The sequence below is a fragment of the Paucibacter sp. KCTC 42545 genome, assembly GCF_001477625.1.
Taxonomy (GTDB): domain Bacteria; phylum Pseudomonadota; class Gammaproteobacteria; order Burkholderiales; family Burkholderiaceae_C; genus Paucibacter_A.
Genome location: NZ_CP013692.1, coordinates 1,811,301 through 1,825,999 on the forward strand (window position 1 = coordinate 1,811,301; position 14,699 = coordinate 1,825,999).

Annotated in this window: 14 protein-coding genes; 10 read left to right on the forward strand and 4 right to left on the reverse strand. The window is 55.2% G+C overall.

The features are described from left to right. Nucleotides 1-88: 88 nt before the first annotated feature. Both AT984_RS08070 and AT984_RS08075 read right to left on the reverse strand, forming a co-directional pair. The gene (locus AT984_RS08070) at nt 89-1,579 is read right to left on the reverse strand and encodes a tyrosine-type recombinase/integrase (RefSeq protein ID WP_058719659.1); all 1,491 of its coding nucleotides are present in this window, start codon (nt 1,577-1,579) and stop codon (nt 89-91) included. Further along, nucleotides 1,576-2,757, reverse strand: coding sequence for a site-specific integrase (locus AT984_RS08075; RefSeq protein ID WP_058719660.1), 1,182 nt, complete (start codon nt 2,755-2,757; stop codon nt 1,576-1,578). The genes AT984_RS08070 and AT984_RS08075 overlap by 4 nt, the downstream gene beginning before the upstream one ends. 392 nt (nt 2,758-3,149) lie before the next feature. On the opposite strand from AT984_RS08075, the gene AT984_RS08080 reads away from it, so the two are divergent. From AT984_RS08080 to AT984_RS08090, 3 genes are all read left to right on the forward strand, one after another. Beyond that, entirely contained in the window at nt 3,150-5,105 is a 1,956-nt protein-coding gene (locus AT984_RS08080) for a type IV pili methyl-accepting chemotaxis transducer N-terminal domain-containing protein (protein WP_058719661.1), read from the forward strand. After that, nucleotides 5,102-5,773 (forward strand): response regulator, encoded by a 672-nt coding sequence (locus tag AT984_RS08085; protein WP_058719662.1) that lies wholly within the window; start codon nt 5,102-5,104, stop codon nt 5,771-5,773. The genes AT984_RS08080 and AT984_RS08085 overlap by 4 nt, the downstream gene beginning before the upstream one ends. Nucleotides 5,774-5,980: 207 nt before the next feature. Continuing rightward, complete coding sequence (locus AT984_RS08090; protein WP_156421945.1) at nt 5,981-6,223, forward strand: hypothetical protein; 243 nt, start codon at nt 5,981-5,983, stop codon at nt 6,221-6,223. A gap of 49 nt (nt 6,224-6,272) precedes the next feature. Here AT984_RS08090 and AT984_RS08095 read toward each other — a convergent pair whose 3' ends face one another. Further along, on the reverse strand, nt 6,273-7,271 hold the full coding sequence (locus AT984_RS08095) for a DNA-binding protein (RefSeq protein WP_058719664.1): 999 nt from the start codon (nt 7,269-7,271) through the stop codon (nt 6,273-6,275). Between the two features lie 111 nt (nt 7,272-7,382). Between AT984_RS08095 and AT984_RS08100 the strand changes: the two genes are divergently transcribed. Next, nucleotides 7,383-8,555, forward strand: a complete 1,173-nt coding sequence (locus AT984_RS08100; protein ID WP_058719665.1) for a tyrosine-type recombinase/integrase — start codon at nt 7,383-7,385, stop codon at nt 8,553-8,555. Between the two features lie 289 nt (nt 8,556-8,844). Then, nucleotides 8,845-10,044, forward strand: a complete 1,200-nt coding sequence (locus tag AT984_RS08105; RefSeq protein WP_058719666.1) for an IS256 family transposase — start codon at nt 8,845-8,847, stop codon at nt 10,042-10,044. Nucleotides 10,045-10,297: 253 nt separating this feature from the next. Here AT984_RS08105 and AT984_RS23225 read toward each other — a convergent pair whose 3' ends face one another. Further along, nucleotides 10,298-10,723 carry a hypothetical protein gene (locus AT984_RS23225; RefSeq protein ID WP_197418279.1) on the reverse strand — a complete coding sequence of 142 codons (426 nt, stop codon included), beginning with the start codon at nt 10,721-10,723 and terminating at the stop codon, nt 10,298-10,300. Between AT984_RS23225 and AT984_RS08110 the strand changes: the two genes are divergently transcribed. The 5 genes from AT984_RS08110 (at nt 10,704) to AT984_RS22440 (ending at nt 14,693) form a co-directional block, all read left to right on the forward strand. Continuing rightward, nucleotides 10,704-11,750 carry an HlyD family secretion protein gene (locus tag AT984_RS08110; protein ID WP_197418280.1) on the forward strand — a complete coding sequence of 349 codons (1,047 nt, stop codon included), beginning with the start codon at nt 10,704-10,706 and terminating at the stop codon, nt 11,748-11,750. The genes AT984_RS23225 and AT984_RS08110 overlap by 20 nt on opposite strands. A gap of 369 nt (nt 11,751-12,119) precedes the next feature. Beyond that, complete coding sequence (locus AT984_RS22910) at nt 12,120-12,461, forward strand: hypothetical protein (protein WP_156421946.1); 342 nt, start codon at nt 12,120-12,122, stop codon at nt 12,459-12,461. Nucleotides 12,462-12,735: 274 nt separating this feature from the next. Then, a complete protein-coding gene (locus AT984_RS22915) occupies nt 12,736-12,888 on the forward strand; it encodes a hypothetical protein (protein WP_156421947.1) in 153 nt (50 codons plus the stop codon). Beyond that, nucleotides 12,885-13,823, forward strand: coding sequence for a TraB/GumN family protein (locus AT984_RS22435; RefSeq protein ID WP_082679869.1), 939 nt, complete (start codon nt 12,885-12,887; stop codon nt 13,821-13,823). Before AT984_RS22915 ends, AT984_RS22435 begins: the two co-directional genes overlap by 4 nt. A 129-nt stretch (nt 13,824-13,952) precedes the next feature. Further along, nucleotides 13,953-14,693 (forward strand): toxin-activating lysine-acyltransferase, encoded by a 741-nt coding sequence (locus tag AT984_RS22440; protein WP_082679870.1) that lies wholly within the window; start codon nt 13,953-13,955, stop codon nt 14,691-14,693. The last annotated feature ends 6 nt before the right edge of the window (nt 14,694-14,699 follow it).

Sequence of the window (14,699 nt, forward strand, 5' to 3'; positions counted from 1 at the left end):
CTGGAAGAGGCGCAGGCGCGACAGCAGGAACTGCGAAGGTTGGCGTCGTGTGCAAAGGGCAGGGCAGCCTGGAAGTTCAGCACGTTGTTCATGCACGCTCCAGTTCACGGATCACACCCTGTACCTCGGAAATAGTCCGCTGGAGTTGTAGGTATGCGGGTGACGCCACTTCGCCGTGGCCAACGTCTTTGTAGAGCAGCACGATGCTTCTGAAATCTCTGAGGACCTGCTCGTGGAGAGCGAGATCACGCACAGGCATGAACTTGGGGCAGCCGTAGCAAGCCGTGACTGGGTTCAGCGGGCAACTCGGTTGACCGGACTTGCATCCACCGATGCCGGAAATGGGAATGCCGTGCGGAACTCCCGCGATTTGCTGGTCGCCCCGGAGCTTTGCCAATTCGCTCTCGTCGATGAATCTTTCTGTGGCAATCCGGGCCACGGTGCGATAGGTTTCCGAGACCCCGAGTGCCTTGTTCACGAGCTCAGCTTGGTTTGCAGAGGCGCGGAAATAGACGAGACCGGTCCGCAGTTCGGAATGCCCCATTGCTGCGGCCAATTCCTCATGACTAGCGCCGGAATCCACCAAGCGCTGTGCCAGCGAATGGCGAAGATCGTAGGCAACGCGACCGCCGTTGGGAAGAATTTCGTCGAGTTGATCAATCAACGCAGCACTGAGGGTTGATCGACTCTTGAAGCCGAACAAGAATGAGTCTTCGCTGTCAGAATTCTTTAGGTCCCATAGGGCCACAAATAGCGAGGCCCATTCGCGCTTGACTTTGCGAACCAGCGGCAGTCCTGACAGATTCGTGTCCCTTTGCTTCAGCATTCGAAACTGGAGGTGCACGATTTCACTGCCGTCAACCTCGCTAAGGCGAACGGAGCAGTCTCGCTTTCTAAGCATACCCAACTGCTTCGGCCTCATTCCCATTTGATAGGAACAGACGACCAAGCACGCAATTTCCAATTCCGTCTTTCTCATCGTGGAAGCAGATCGTGCGGTGTCGTCGATCCACCGAACTAGACGTGCCTCCTCATCAATGCTTAGAAAGCAGTCACCCGCGCGAACAGAAGCGTATGCATCACGGCCTTTTGGAACAGACAATGCTGTACGGACAAAATCGGCATGCAATGGAGTCCACTGACTGAAGCGAGCTTGGCAGAGGAACGCGACCAGCGCCTTTAGCACGAGAGCAATTTCCTCAGAATACTTTGCCAACATCACAGGCCAAGATGCCTTCGCATCAATCGGCTTGGAAAGGGCCAGAAATTCGATATCGTCACCATCGACCCGGATCAGGTTCTTGTAGTGGTTTATAACCGTAGCTGGTGAAAGGGTCTGCAGACTGATGAACAGGAATGAGCGGAGGAGGGGACGAGTCCTTGGTTCAAACTTACTGAAATGCAGCTTTGCGACCTCCCCTGAAAGGTGTAGATCAGCGGCGTCTACGCTCTCCTCGACGTGAATTGAACGAAGCCGCTCGTCGTAGTCGTCTTCGTATTGAATGATCCTTGGAAGTTGCGGAAGAGATTGAAGCGCCAGGACGAATTTGTCATCAGCAGTGGGTGCAGTGCGAATCATTGGGGCAAGCTCCGCAGCATGTTCAGGCGGACATCAAGCTCGTCTTCCCAGACCTCGTTCAACCTTTCATCCAAGGCTGCTTTGGCATAGTGAAGTGGCATCATTGAGGTCTTGGACCATCCAAAGAAGCTGCGCAAGTGCATCATGGCTCGATCGGTGGTCGATTCCTTGGCTAGCAACTGCTTCATGCGAACGACCGCGCACGTGTGACGGAGGGCGTGCGCCGTTACCGTTTCGGTGCCAGTCCGACCTTTGAGTTCAAGCCGGGCTTCTGTAGATAGACCCGTCGAGAGCTTCTGCATCAATTTCGTTACGCCGGCAATGGAAAGCGGTGAGCGGCGTGCACTGCTGACCAAGTACGGGTGATTGACTCTTCCCCGATAGTTTTCGGCATAGGTGAGTAGCGCTTCTGCCGTCTGGGCTGATACCGGGACTTGTCGGATTGATTGGCTGGTCTTGATGCTCGGCCGATTGGCGCGCGTGTCTCCATCGCCGTCACTTGTTTCCACGGCAAGGCGCCAACGAATGGCATCAGTCGCGGGATCACGCTCCGCGCGAATGGCGTCAGCTCGCAGCGTCAGTGCTTCGCCTCGCCGTAGACCCTGGATGAGGAATAGCAAAACCAGCGCGTACGCCCGCCATTGAGTTTGGCCACGAGGAAACGGATTCCTTGCATTGCCGGGCGTTGCGACATCGAGCAAATCTGACAGGACTAAGCGCGGAAGCGCTCTGGGCATCGCTCCAAGCCGCTTCTTAAGCGGTCGAAGCCCAAGGTAGAGCCGATCCAATCTGTCAATCTGCCCCTTGATATCAGCCATTCGATTGCCGGCCCTGGGGTTGGAGGCGATTCGATTGCAGGTGTCCCGAACGAAATGGAACGCGGCGTTCCAACGCTTCTGAGCTCGCGTCGTCGGTGCCGGGACATTTCGGAGCGAAACAAAGAAGGCCTCTAGCGCGGTGGCCAGCAGGTCAAAGTCGAGGTCGGCAATAGCGTCATCCAGGCACCCGCCGGCCAGTTCCGTATGTTGATAGAAGGCTTCGATGTGACTCAGCCGTTCTTCCAATGTGGAGGTGGCCAAACTGGCCCCGTGAAGCAGTTCCCAGACAGCCGGCCAGTACCGAGGAAGTTGGTGGTCATCAACAAGGACCGGGCGTCGGTCGGTGATTTTTGTAAGCATTGTTGTGCAACGATATCAGAGTATCCAAAGCCATTTTAGAGACTCCTGGGCATCTTCAAACGCAACACTGAGATTACTACCCCGAATGCTGACAATGTGTATTATGTAAAATTAATCCGATTGGGTTGTCAATCCAAGTGGATGCTGACCCCAGGGAGTTTCAATAACACCCTTCAAAATTCTGGCCACCAAATGGGTTAACCAGTCCCTTTCTGGAGTTGGTACCAAGCCTACCGCTGAAATAGTCACGTCTAGAAGCCAAATTTGAAACAGCGATCAACCGAGGTTTTGAACTCTTGGCCCTGTGTGGACTACGCGATCGACCAAAGCACAACCATACAAGCTTGACTCAGGTCAAGACCGCATTCCGCGCAGCCACATATGGTGGCCGCATGTTTACGCGCGTTCGCAGCCTGGTCGGAAAACTGGCCCTTATTCAAACCAGCTTTCTGCTGGTAGCACTCGCCTCGATCGCTTTTACCTTATGGGTGTCTTGGCAGTTGGAAGGTGGTGCCGGTGCCATCAATGAGGCTGGCCGCATGCGCATGCTCAGCTACCGGATGACGCTGTCGCATACGGAGGAGCGAGAGACACAGTTGCAAGAGGACGTGCGCAACTTTGATGCGATGGTGGGCGGCCTGCGTAAGGGTGATGCGCAAAGGCCTTTGTTCGTGCCGGACACTGCCGACTGCAGTGATCGCCTGGCCTTGGTTGAAAACCAATGGCCCATCTTCCGCGCCAGTCTTTTGGGCCCAACTGATGCGGGAGAACTGCGCCAACAAGCCGATGCATTTGTTGCGAAGGTGGACGAACTGGTGGGGGCGATTGAGCACACCATTGCGGCGCGCACCGCCATATTGGGCGCGCTTTGCTTCGGCCTTGTGGTGCTGGTCGTGGCAGCCTCGGTGGCTTTTGTCTCTGGGGCTTTTGTCTGGATCATCCAGCCTCTGCAGCGGCTTCGCGATGGCTTACAGCAGATGGGCGCAGGCAATTTGGCGGCGCGTGTGGACGAGCAGTCGCCGGTTGAAGAGTTCACTAGCTTGGCCAAGGGCTTCAACCACATGGCTATTGCTTTGCAGCAGGCCTATGCAGGGCTGGAAGGCAAAGTCAAAGAAAAGACTGCGCACTTGGCCCAGCAAAATGAACGCCTGGAAGCCTTGTATGACGTGGCCCAGATGTCAGGCCTCACGGATCAGACCCTTGAGACCCTGGCGCACTCATTTGCAGAAAAACTCGCTCGCATCGCTCGTGCCGATGCCTGCGCGGTGCGTTTGGCGGCTGAAGATGGCGAGCGCCTTTTGCTACTCGGCCAAGCCTCTTTGCCGCAAACCATGATTGATGCGGAGCGCTGTCTTCGCAAAGGCGAATGTGCTTGTGGCGCCACGCTGCAAGCCTCGCCGCAGCCCCCCACTGGCCCCAAGGTGATTGCCATTCAGGCCTTGCCGACCCCCAAGCTGGGGCATTGCGAAGCTGCGGGCTTTCAAAGCGTGATGTCCATTCCGATGCGGGCCGGCGCTCGCTTGGTGGGTGAGGTGGAATTGTTTTTCAGCAGCGAACGCCGCCTGAGTGAATCGGAAGGCGTGTTGTTGGATGCCCTGGTCGGCCAGTTCGGGGTGCAGGTCGACAACCTCCGCTTGGTTTCGCGCGACCGCGAAATGGCGGTATCGGAGGAGCGCAATCTGCTGGCTCAGGAATTGCACGACTCCATCGCCCAGGTCTTGGCGTTTTTGAAGATCCAAGTGCAGCTGCTACGAAGTGCCATGAGCAAGAACCGGCCCGAGCAAATCGAACTCACGGTGGACGAAATCGATGCCGGGGTGAAGGAGTGTTACGCCAATGTGCGGGAGCTGCTGGTGCATTTCCGCACCCGGCCCGGCCACGAAGACATTGAACATGCCCTGCGCAACACCCTGAGCAAGTTCGAGCGCCAAAGCGGGCTCAGCACCCATCTGAGCCTGCAAGGCGACGGCCTCCCCCTGCCCCCCGATGCCCAAATTCAAGTCCTACACATCATCCAAGAAGCCTTGTCCAATGTGCGCAAGCATGCCCAGGCCGATCATGTCTCGCTGCGGGTTGAGCAGCTGCCGCGCTGGACCTTTGAGGTGCAAGACAACGGCAGTGGATTCCAGCGCCTGCCGCCTGACGATAGTCATATCCATGTGGGACTACAGATCATGCGGGAGCGCGCCCAACGCATAGGTGCTCAGCTCAGCATTGACAGCCCACCCGAAGGCGGCACCCGTGTGCGCCTGCAACTGCCTATGCAAAGCGCATTCACCAGCAGCAAAGCTGAGCTGTCCTTGGATGCCTCGACCCAGCAAAACCAACAGTCCCCTGCCCTGACATGAAGCCCATTTCCGTCCTGGTCGTCGATGACCACACCCTGTTTCGCCGTGGCCTGATCGCTTTGCTCAAGCAGGAAGACGGCGTGGTGGTACTGGGTGAAGCGGCCGACGCCAGTGAGGCCTTGAGCGCGGCCCTGACTTTGCAGCCCGATTTGATCTTGCTGGACAACCACATGCCCGGCATGCGCGGCGTTGACCTGCTGCCTGAGTTGCGTCGCAAGGTGCCCGGCGCCCGGGTGTTGATGTTGACCGTTAGCGAAGATGAGCAAGACCTCAGCGAAGCACTACGCAACGGTGCCCAAGGTTATCTGCTGAAAACGGTGGACGGCGAGGACTTGGCTGCGGCTTTGATACGGACCATGCGCGGTGAATCGGTGGTCAGCCCCGAGATGTCGCACAAGCTGCTCAATGCCTTCCGCAGCAGCGCCGCAGCAGTTGCGCCCGCAGCATGCGCAGACCCTGAGCGGGTCGAGCCCTTGCCTTTGTCGCCCCGCGAGTTAGAAATCCTGCGCGAACTTACCCGGGGCTCAAGTAACAAGGAAATCGCACGGCAACTGAGCATCGCCGAGCCCACAGTCAAGATCCACGTTCAGCACATCTTGCGCAAGCTGGGGGTCAGCTCCCGAGTGCAGGCAGCAGTTTGGGGTAGTGAGCGCGGCATGGTCGCTTGAGCGCGGCGAGATTTCATGTCTTGCTGGGCACGAGGTCTCGTGCGCCAAGCTTTGTTCTTGATGCAGTTCAAGAAACCGTATTAATGACATTGACCATCGCCGCGGCCTACGGGCAGTATCCAAAAACTCACGCTTTCGCACGGGCGTTCTCAGAGATGTCACGCGAGCAGCGCAAGTAGCTTTTGGCCCAAGCCCGGAGGGATGCTGATGAAGACCGCCCACTTGCCGCTGCGCGTATTGCTCGGTGCCGGTTTCGGAACCCTGATTCTCTTGTTAGTGGCCTCGATTGGATTGGCCTCGACGCGGATGCAAGCTCTCGGCGAAGTCAGCCGGACCATGATTCAGCAAGACTGGGTCAAGGCTGAAGCCGCCAACATCGTCAACGCAACTACCCGTGCCAATGCGCGGCGAACGATGGAGCTTTTGATGAGGGTCGGCCGTGATTCCTGAAAAATCCGCAGGAATTGACCTAAGTCCTTGTTGTTGCGTAATTTTTCGATCAGCCGACGCTGCGTTTTGCGCGCACTGACTTTGAAGGCGCAGCCGGTTTGAATTGTTCGACCAAGCTGCGCAAGGTCTCGGCCTCGGTCCTGAATTGTGAGACTTGCTGCATGACCTCTTTCAGTTGTTTTGCTTGGCCGTCACAAGTTGCGGTGAATCCAGCAACTGCGCTCCTGGCCGTCTCCAATTCGGCGCCGAGGCGAGCATTTTTCGTGGCGAATTCCAAGGCTTGCGATTGGCTTTGATGTTCGACCTCAGTCAGCCGACTGCGCATGGCTTCCAGTTGCTTCTCCGCGTCGGCGCGAGCGACGCGCTCTTGCTCGATCTCGCGAAGTGCCCGGCGCTCAGCACCGGTTGCGCGCTCATGCGCTGCCTCAATGGCTGCGCGCCCTTTGTCCAATTCGCTGCTGAAATCCCCCCTAATCCGCTCCTGCAGGACTTGCAGTTCTTCTACCTGGCGCTGCAGGGAGTCGGCCTTTGCAGTGGTGGCTGCGTGGCACCGGCGCTCGTCCTCTAGGAGTGACGCGCACGCATGGTGCTGGGCAGCCAGTTCCTCGGCGCGATGCGCCATTGCCTTGAGCGTGACCTCAAGCCCCCCCGCGCGCTGCCTCTCAGCGCCCAGATCGGCCGCGGCTTTGGCTGCCTCGGCTTGCGCTTCAACACGCAGGCTAGCCAACTCTGTACGGGCCAACTCGGTGGCCTGCCCCCAAAGTACCTGCACGGCGTCGGCGGCGGCAACCTTAAGCGCCTCTGGCAGTGCTGGGTGGTCGATCTGTACCCGGGCTTTGCTGCGCAGTTCTTCCCAGAAATTGAACAAGGCATCTGCCGGTGCGCTCATTGAACCCTTGCGCACGTACTGGTAGAGCTTGCTGGCAGTGGGCGTGATTCCGTACCGGAAAAACAGCAGCGCGCAGGCCTCTCGGTACAGGGTTTTGGTCTCGCTGAAGCGGGTTTTCAGGGCTTCGATCTCGGATTGGATTTCTGATTCAATGCTCATTCATAAATAATACAACGTAAAGCGTTTATATTCATGACTTTGAATTTCTCCTATGGACATAATCAGCCTAATGTCCATAATTGATCAAAATCAACCTTTTGGAATCATCGAGTGCCAGAACTCATCACCTTTGACAGTTTGGTCGCACCCAACTCGTTAGACGGCAGCGCCGGCAGCAATCGCGGCAAAGGCCACATGCAAATCGCCGCACAGGAGGACCGCGCCGCCATCCTGGCCTGGCTGGCTCGCTATGCAGACTCCCCCGCCACGTTGGCGAGCTATCGCAAGGAATCGGAGCGACTGCTGATGTGGTGCGTGCTGCAGCACCGAGTGGCGCTGTCCAGCCTGACCCATGAGGACTTGCTGGTTTATCAGCACTTTTTGGCCAACCCATCACCCCAGGCCATGTGGGTGATTGCCCCTGGCCAGAAGCCAGCGCGTCATTCACCCCTGTGGCGACCATTTGCCGGACCGTTGAGCCCGCAGAGCGTGCGACAAGCGCTGTCCATCATCAACAGTTTGTTCAATTGGCTGGTGGCCGCTGGCTACTTGGCCGGCAATCCCTTGGCGCTGGCCAGGCGTCAACGCAATCACCGGGCCCCGCGAGTGACTCGCTTCCTGCCTATGGATCACTGGAAAGCCGTGCGGACTACGATTGAAACTTTGCCTCATGAGACCGGGCGGAAGCGTGCGCAGGCAGCACGGGTGCGCTGGCTGTTTTCTTTGTTGTACATCGCCGGTTTACGGGTCAGCGAAGTCTGCGACACCACGATGGCAGGATTTTTTAGCCGTCGCGGGGCTGATGGCAAGGAGCGGTGGTGGTTAGAAGTCAAGGGCAAAGGGGGTAAGACCCGCTTGATTCCAGCGACGACGGAGTTGATGGGCGAGCTGATGCAATATCGACGCTCGCTTGGCCTGCCGGCTCTTTGCGCACACGATGAAACAACGCCCCTGGTGCTACCTCTCCATAAACCGGTTAAACCCATGGCCCGCACGGCGCTGCATGAGATTGTGAAATCTGTGATGCGAGGTACCGCTGACCGATTGAGGAAGAGCGGCAACCCGGAGGATGCCGCCGCTGCGGCACACATCGAGCAAGCCTCAACGCATTGGATGCGGCATACCGCAGGGTCCCACCTGAGCAATCAAGTGGATATCAAGGTTGTGCGCGACAACCTGGGTCACTCCAACATTTCGACCACGAACACCTATGTTCACGCCGAAGACGACGCCCGTCATGACGCAACCTCTGGAGCACATCGAGCGGGATGGACTGTCAAGTAGTTGGCCTGCACGCGACGCCACTTCGACCCGCACAATGCTTGGTGGTTTGAGGTAAATGCTAGCCCGCTAGAACACCACAAAAGTTGGGCGACCTTTTGATTCTTGGCCGACCAGATCGGATCGCGTCCCGGCAAGTGGTGTAAGTCTCAAGGCGGGCGGACAGGCGCGTAGGGCGTAGCCCGAAGCGGCTATGCGCCCGGCGGCGACCGCGCTTTGTCAGGCGGTCATCGTGATTCCGGATAGGGTTGAGGTGCGAATACCAACCTTGATCCTTGAAGAGGAAATCACGATGACCAACGCAACTATCGCACTGGCCGAGTTGGCCGAGAAAGGTGCCGATGTCGATGTACTGCGCCAGATGGTGCAGTTCGCCACTCAGCGCTTGATGGAGATGGAGGTCGACACCCTGTGCGGAGCCGGCTACGACGAGAAGAACCCGGCCGAGCGCATCAACAGCCGCAACGGTTACCGGGATCGGTCCTGGGAAACCCGCGCCGGAACCGTCGAGCTGCGCGTGCCCAAGCTGCGCCAGGGGAGCTATTACCCAGCCTTCCTGGAGCCCCGGCGTACCGCCGAGAAGGCCTTGGCTGCCGTCATCCAGGAGGCCTACGTGCACGGCGTATCCACCCGCTCGGTGGACGATCTGGTCAAGGCCATGGGCATGAGCGGGGTCTCCAAGAGCCAAGTCAGCCGGCTGTGCGCGGAGCTCGATGAGCGGGTGGGTGCGTTTCTGACCCGCCCCATCGAGGGCGACTGGCCCTACCTGTGGATCGACGCCACCTACGTCAAGGCGCGCGAGGCGGGCTCGATCCAGAGCGTGGCGGTGATAGTGGCTGTGGCAGTCAACACCGAGGGCCAGCGCCAGGTCATCGGTATGAAGACCGGCCCCAGCGAGGCCGAGACGTTCTGGACCGACTTCCTTCGCAGCCTGATGCGCCGCGGCCTGCGCGGCGTGAAGTTGGTGATCTCTGACGCCCACGAGGGCCTGAAGGCCGCCGCCGCCAAAGTGCTCAAGGCCCCCTGGCAGCGCTGCCGCGTGCACTTCATGCGCAACGCCTTGGCCTACGCCAACAAGACCCAGCGCCGCATGGTCAGTGCTGCGATTGCCACCGTCTTCGCCCAGGAGTCAGCCCAGGACGCGCACCAGCAGTGGCGCGTCATTGCCGACCAGTTCCGCGCCAGCTTGCCCAAGCTGGCCAAGATGATGGACAGCGCCGAGCACGAGGTGCTGTCGTACATGGCCTTCCCTCGAGCGCACTGGCTGCAGATTCACTCCACCAACCCGTTAGAGCGGCTGAACGCCGAGATCAAGCGGCGCACCAACGTCGTGGGTATCTTCCCCAACGACGCGTCCATCACTCGCCTCGTGGGCGCCATGTTGCCGGAGCAAAGCGACGAGTGGAGCTTGAACCGCCGCTACATGCAGCTTGAGGGTCTGCAGAGCCTCAGCGATACTGTTCCGACTCGGGTCTCAGCCATTCAGCGCTGAACCCCAGTCCCCGCGTATCGAGACCCTCTCCGGGCTCACTGAGTTACACCACTCCGCGGGACGCGATCCCAGATCGAGCCGAATTCCGGACCGTGCCAGCATCCGCACCTTAGGCGCCTGACGGAGAAACACGAGCTGAGCGAGAAGATGCTGGAGCCTATTGGCGCCAGGCAGTCTACTGAGCCAACAAGGCAGGCGCTCGACGCCACGCCATCTCGGCTTTAACGATTCTGAACAGCAACCTTTACAAGCCTTAAGAGACGCAGATCCCGAACTCGCGGATCATGACAAGAGGAACAGACTTTTGATTGATGGTCTTTTTTTGACCTTTTGTTCCCTTTGAGTCGCCATTCATCCCAAAGTTCAGTCTGCCCAAAAAATGCCCGTAGGCTACAAAAAAGATAGCTGGATTTGATATGTCTAGTGGAGGCAGCCTGTTCAGGCAAGAGGTGATGCACGCCAGCCAATCCCAGTGGCTCGGCAGCATCCGCATCGCTCGCCCGCCCAGCTTTGCATGGGTAACCGGCGTATCTTTGACCATGGCGTTGGCCTTGGTCACCTTTGCCATCTGTGGTGAAGTTACCCGCAAGGCCAAGCTACCGGGCTTGTTGATGCCAACGGCCGGGATGTTGACCGTGAGCGCCCCACAAGTCGGAGTCGTGACTGAGTTGCTGGTCAAGGAAGGCGATCTGGTCGACGCGGGTCAGCCGGTGATGCGGTTGCGAAGCGAGCGCACAACATCGCTTGGTGATGCAGCAATCCTCAACGCCCAGGCCTTGGCTCAACGCCGGCAAACGCTAGAAACCGAGCGGCTGCTAACGCAACAGCAGCAACGTCAACGACAGCAAGCTCTCAACGACCGACTGCGCAGCTTATCCGCCGAAGAACGTCAGGCTCAGGCTGAGCTGGAAACCAACCGCTTGCGAGCTGGCCTGGCGGCCAAGAGTCTGACTCGCTACGTCGAATTAGAGAAAGACAGCTTTGTTTCGGCCGTGCAATTGCAGCAGAAGCAGGAAGAACTGCTGGATGTGCAACTGCGTGAGCGCAACGCCGAGCGCAGCTTGGCCGCCCTGCAGCGCGACATTCAGGCCACAAAAGCAGAACTGCTCAACAACGAAACCAGCAGCAGCACCAGCCTGTCTCAAATTGATCGTGGGCTGGCTAGCCTCAGCCAGGAATTCACTGAGAACGATGCCCGTGGCGGATTAACGCTCACCGCACCCCAGTCAGGCCGGGTGAGCGCAATCACCATTCATCTCGGGCAGCCTGTGCAGGCTGGGCAGACGCTCGTGAACTTGATTCCTGAAAGTGCGCAGCAGGGCGCCTCAGCCTTGGCGGCGCAACTTTATGGGCCAAGCCGAACGGCAGGGTTCGTCAAACCTGGCCAGGTTGTCTGGCTGCGCTATGCCGCCTACCCCTATCAGAAGTTCGGGATGGCCGAAGGCGAGGTGCAAAGCATTAGCGAAACGCCCATTGCTGCGCAGGATTTGCCAGTCGGTCAGGGGCAGGCTTTACTAACGGCGGCCCAGGCCAATGAACCCCTCTATCGGATTAGTGTGAAGTTGAAAAAGCAGGCAATCACCACCTATGGCAACACGCAGTTGCTGAAAGCCGGAATGGCACTGGATGCCGATGTAATGCAGGATCGCAGAGCCATCTGGCAGTGGGTGCTAGAACCGGTCTTGGCTCTGAACCACAGATCATGAACAAATTGACACAAGACGAAAGCAGCCAGGGAAGGTCTGCAAAGCCTCTGGGCCATTCGGTTGGCGTGAGGTGGGGTGGTAACAGATGAATGAGTGCGTCAACCACACGCCGAAAGGGGCAAGGTGTTGAAATTTGCACAGATTGAGAACGAAATCAGCACGCCATTACGCATTTCAGAGTTCAGGCTGAGTAAAGCTACCCGTCAGCTTCGGCGGCCGTGGTTTTGCAGACCCTGTCTAGTTCATGGAGCTGGTGAACGAACGAAAGAATAGCTAATAACTGAAAACCTTCGTCAGGACGCTGACAAGCCCTTCTTCAAATTCAAAATGATCAATTGAATGAGAAGAATTTTTTAAACTGAGGATAATATGAAAACTCTGGAAGACTTTGAAATTTCCGCCGTTTGCGGAGGTGATCTTTGGTGCTTTGAAAATAGCGATGGATCTGTCTCCGATGAAGAAGCTGCACACTATGGTGCCATTGCAGTAGCAAATGGCTCGGCGTCTAGTCCGGCAGGTTGCCTTGGCGCCGTGACCGCTGCTGGTGTTGCAGGAGCCAGAACTGGGGCCCAGGCGGCCATATATCTCGGCCAGGCACAACTTGCTTTGCCTGCCGCGGCCGTTGCTGGAACTGCAGCAGCAGGCTTCACGCTGTATAACGCACCCTCGTGCTCCGGCGGATACCGCATGATGGCTCGACAGTTGCCGTAAAGTAAAAGGGCCGCTCTAGGAGCGGCCTGTTGCCTAATGAAGTGACGGCAATATTCAGAAATTTACTTCTTCACCAAATAGCCAGCTTTCACTCGGAGAAACGTAGACTGGCTTCCTGATTACAAATATATCCACATCCAGAAGAATTTATGAAATAAATATAATAAAACAGAGTTGCCCAAGAAAAATATATTGCAAATCTTAAAGCAATTAAAAAAATATAGGCAAAAACTAAATTAGAATCATCCCACTTGAATAATAGAATGAAATTACTATGGGCAAGACAAAAAGTTTCGGCATTACTCTACTTATTTGGATTGCTCTGTTTTTTATTTATCCTGAATGGGCGATTGGATCGTTTCTGATTGCGGCAACTTCGGCAGTGCTAGTTGTGGGTGCCTACAAATTATTTAGAACGGAAAAATGAAAAATAGATTTTTGTTCATTACTCGAGTCGTTGTAGCGCTGCAGGCCGTCTTTTGTGTGGAAATTTCAGCAGCATTTACTTTGTATTCCGCAGCAAAAGACGGAAAACAAATAACGTTGCTAGCAGCACTTCACGCTTGGCCGAATAACATAAGTTCTCTTCAAAAAATATCAGACTTAAGGGCCGACATTGCCTTAGCAGATGGATTAGTTTTTGAAACTAATTTCTGGGAACAAACCCCGGGAATAGAAATAAATTCCATCCTCAGTGAACAAATGGCAGGGCATAGACTCGATCAGGGGGTTTTGAGCGAAGCTGCGATCAAAAATATAAAATTTTTAGTCAGAAAACTCCCAGAAGAGCGCCAACTTCCCTGGAAAACCCTAAATACCTTCCATCCATACATCCATTTTATATCGTTATCTTGCGAAAATACAAAAGAAACTCAGTCTTATGCAAAAGGCTTCGACTTTGAAATCCATGTAATGGCGAAAAGTCTGGGTAAATCAATATATTTTACTCAGGATGGTGCTAGTCAGTTTCGTTCATTTGTTAACTCCGATGTACATAGATGGAGCCAAGTATTTGAAGATTCAATTAATCGATTTTCGTGCCAGGATGAAAAGGATTCAACGCCACTTGAAAGCCTTGCGTCATTGTACATCGCTGGTGATGATGTAGCTGCTTTTAAAATGGCCGTAACTGACAGTCCATTGCCATGGATGGCAACCTATGTGGAATCCGCGAACAATACACAAGCCGCCTATTTGTTAAATTTGAATTCCTCGGTAAATAGAATTTTTGCCGTTATTGGGTGGTCCCACTTAATTGGAAATAATAGCGTAATTAGTATATTGCAGAGATATGGTTATGAAGTTCAACGATGCAAAGAAACATGCGTCAGCTTAACCGGAAACTCTAGAATTTCCAGGTAATACTCAGGGCCTTAATGATGCTTTAAAATTAAATGAAAAGACCTTTTGAGATGTTTTACCAAGAATAACTTTGCACCATTGTCAAACAAAGCACTCTCACACAGAGTGATCTCTGTCCTTAATGAAAATATGAGGAAATTATACTCCGTCAAAGATGTGTGCGATCAGAGTAATATCAAGGTTGATCTAGTTTGCATTAAGTTGGGTTATTACTTGGCGATGACTGCACGGGAAGGCATGGCCGTCCGAACGAAACTCTCAATTAAGGATTTTTATGCACGAATTAAAGATGCGGAAATTTCCATTTATTTTGATGAGCACGGAAGAATCCAGCAAGCCAATTGCTTCGAGCCTAACGCTAGTTTTAAGAATCGTGGCAGGCCATCGATGAATGCCGTGCATCGCATGACTGCCACCGTAGAGAAATTTCTGAATTACGGTCAAGCAATGACTGCGCTAGCAAGATCTCCACAATATCTAGATAAATCTATTGGCTCAGTACACGCAATGTTAGTTTCGACCTTCAATATTCAGCAGAATAAGGTATATTTTGATCAAAAAGGTATTTCTAGTGGATTCGTAAGTTGGGCATGGGTATCGCAATACACGATACAAAAGCTACGCGCAACACCAATATCAGATATTCATTCATCCGAATGGAATGAAGGTGATGCTTTGTGTTTTCGCGACCTTGTTATAACAAAGGATAATGCTTCTTCAATTGCGGAGGATATTGGCGGGATGATGTTTCCAGAGGAGCCATGCTTTCTAACGATCAGAAGTATTGAGAGTGGTCGTGCAGAGCTATTTCGAGTTGAGAGGTCGGAACGAAAACAGTTGGGCGATTGGATTCAGCGTCAAGCGTCTTAAGCCAAG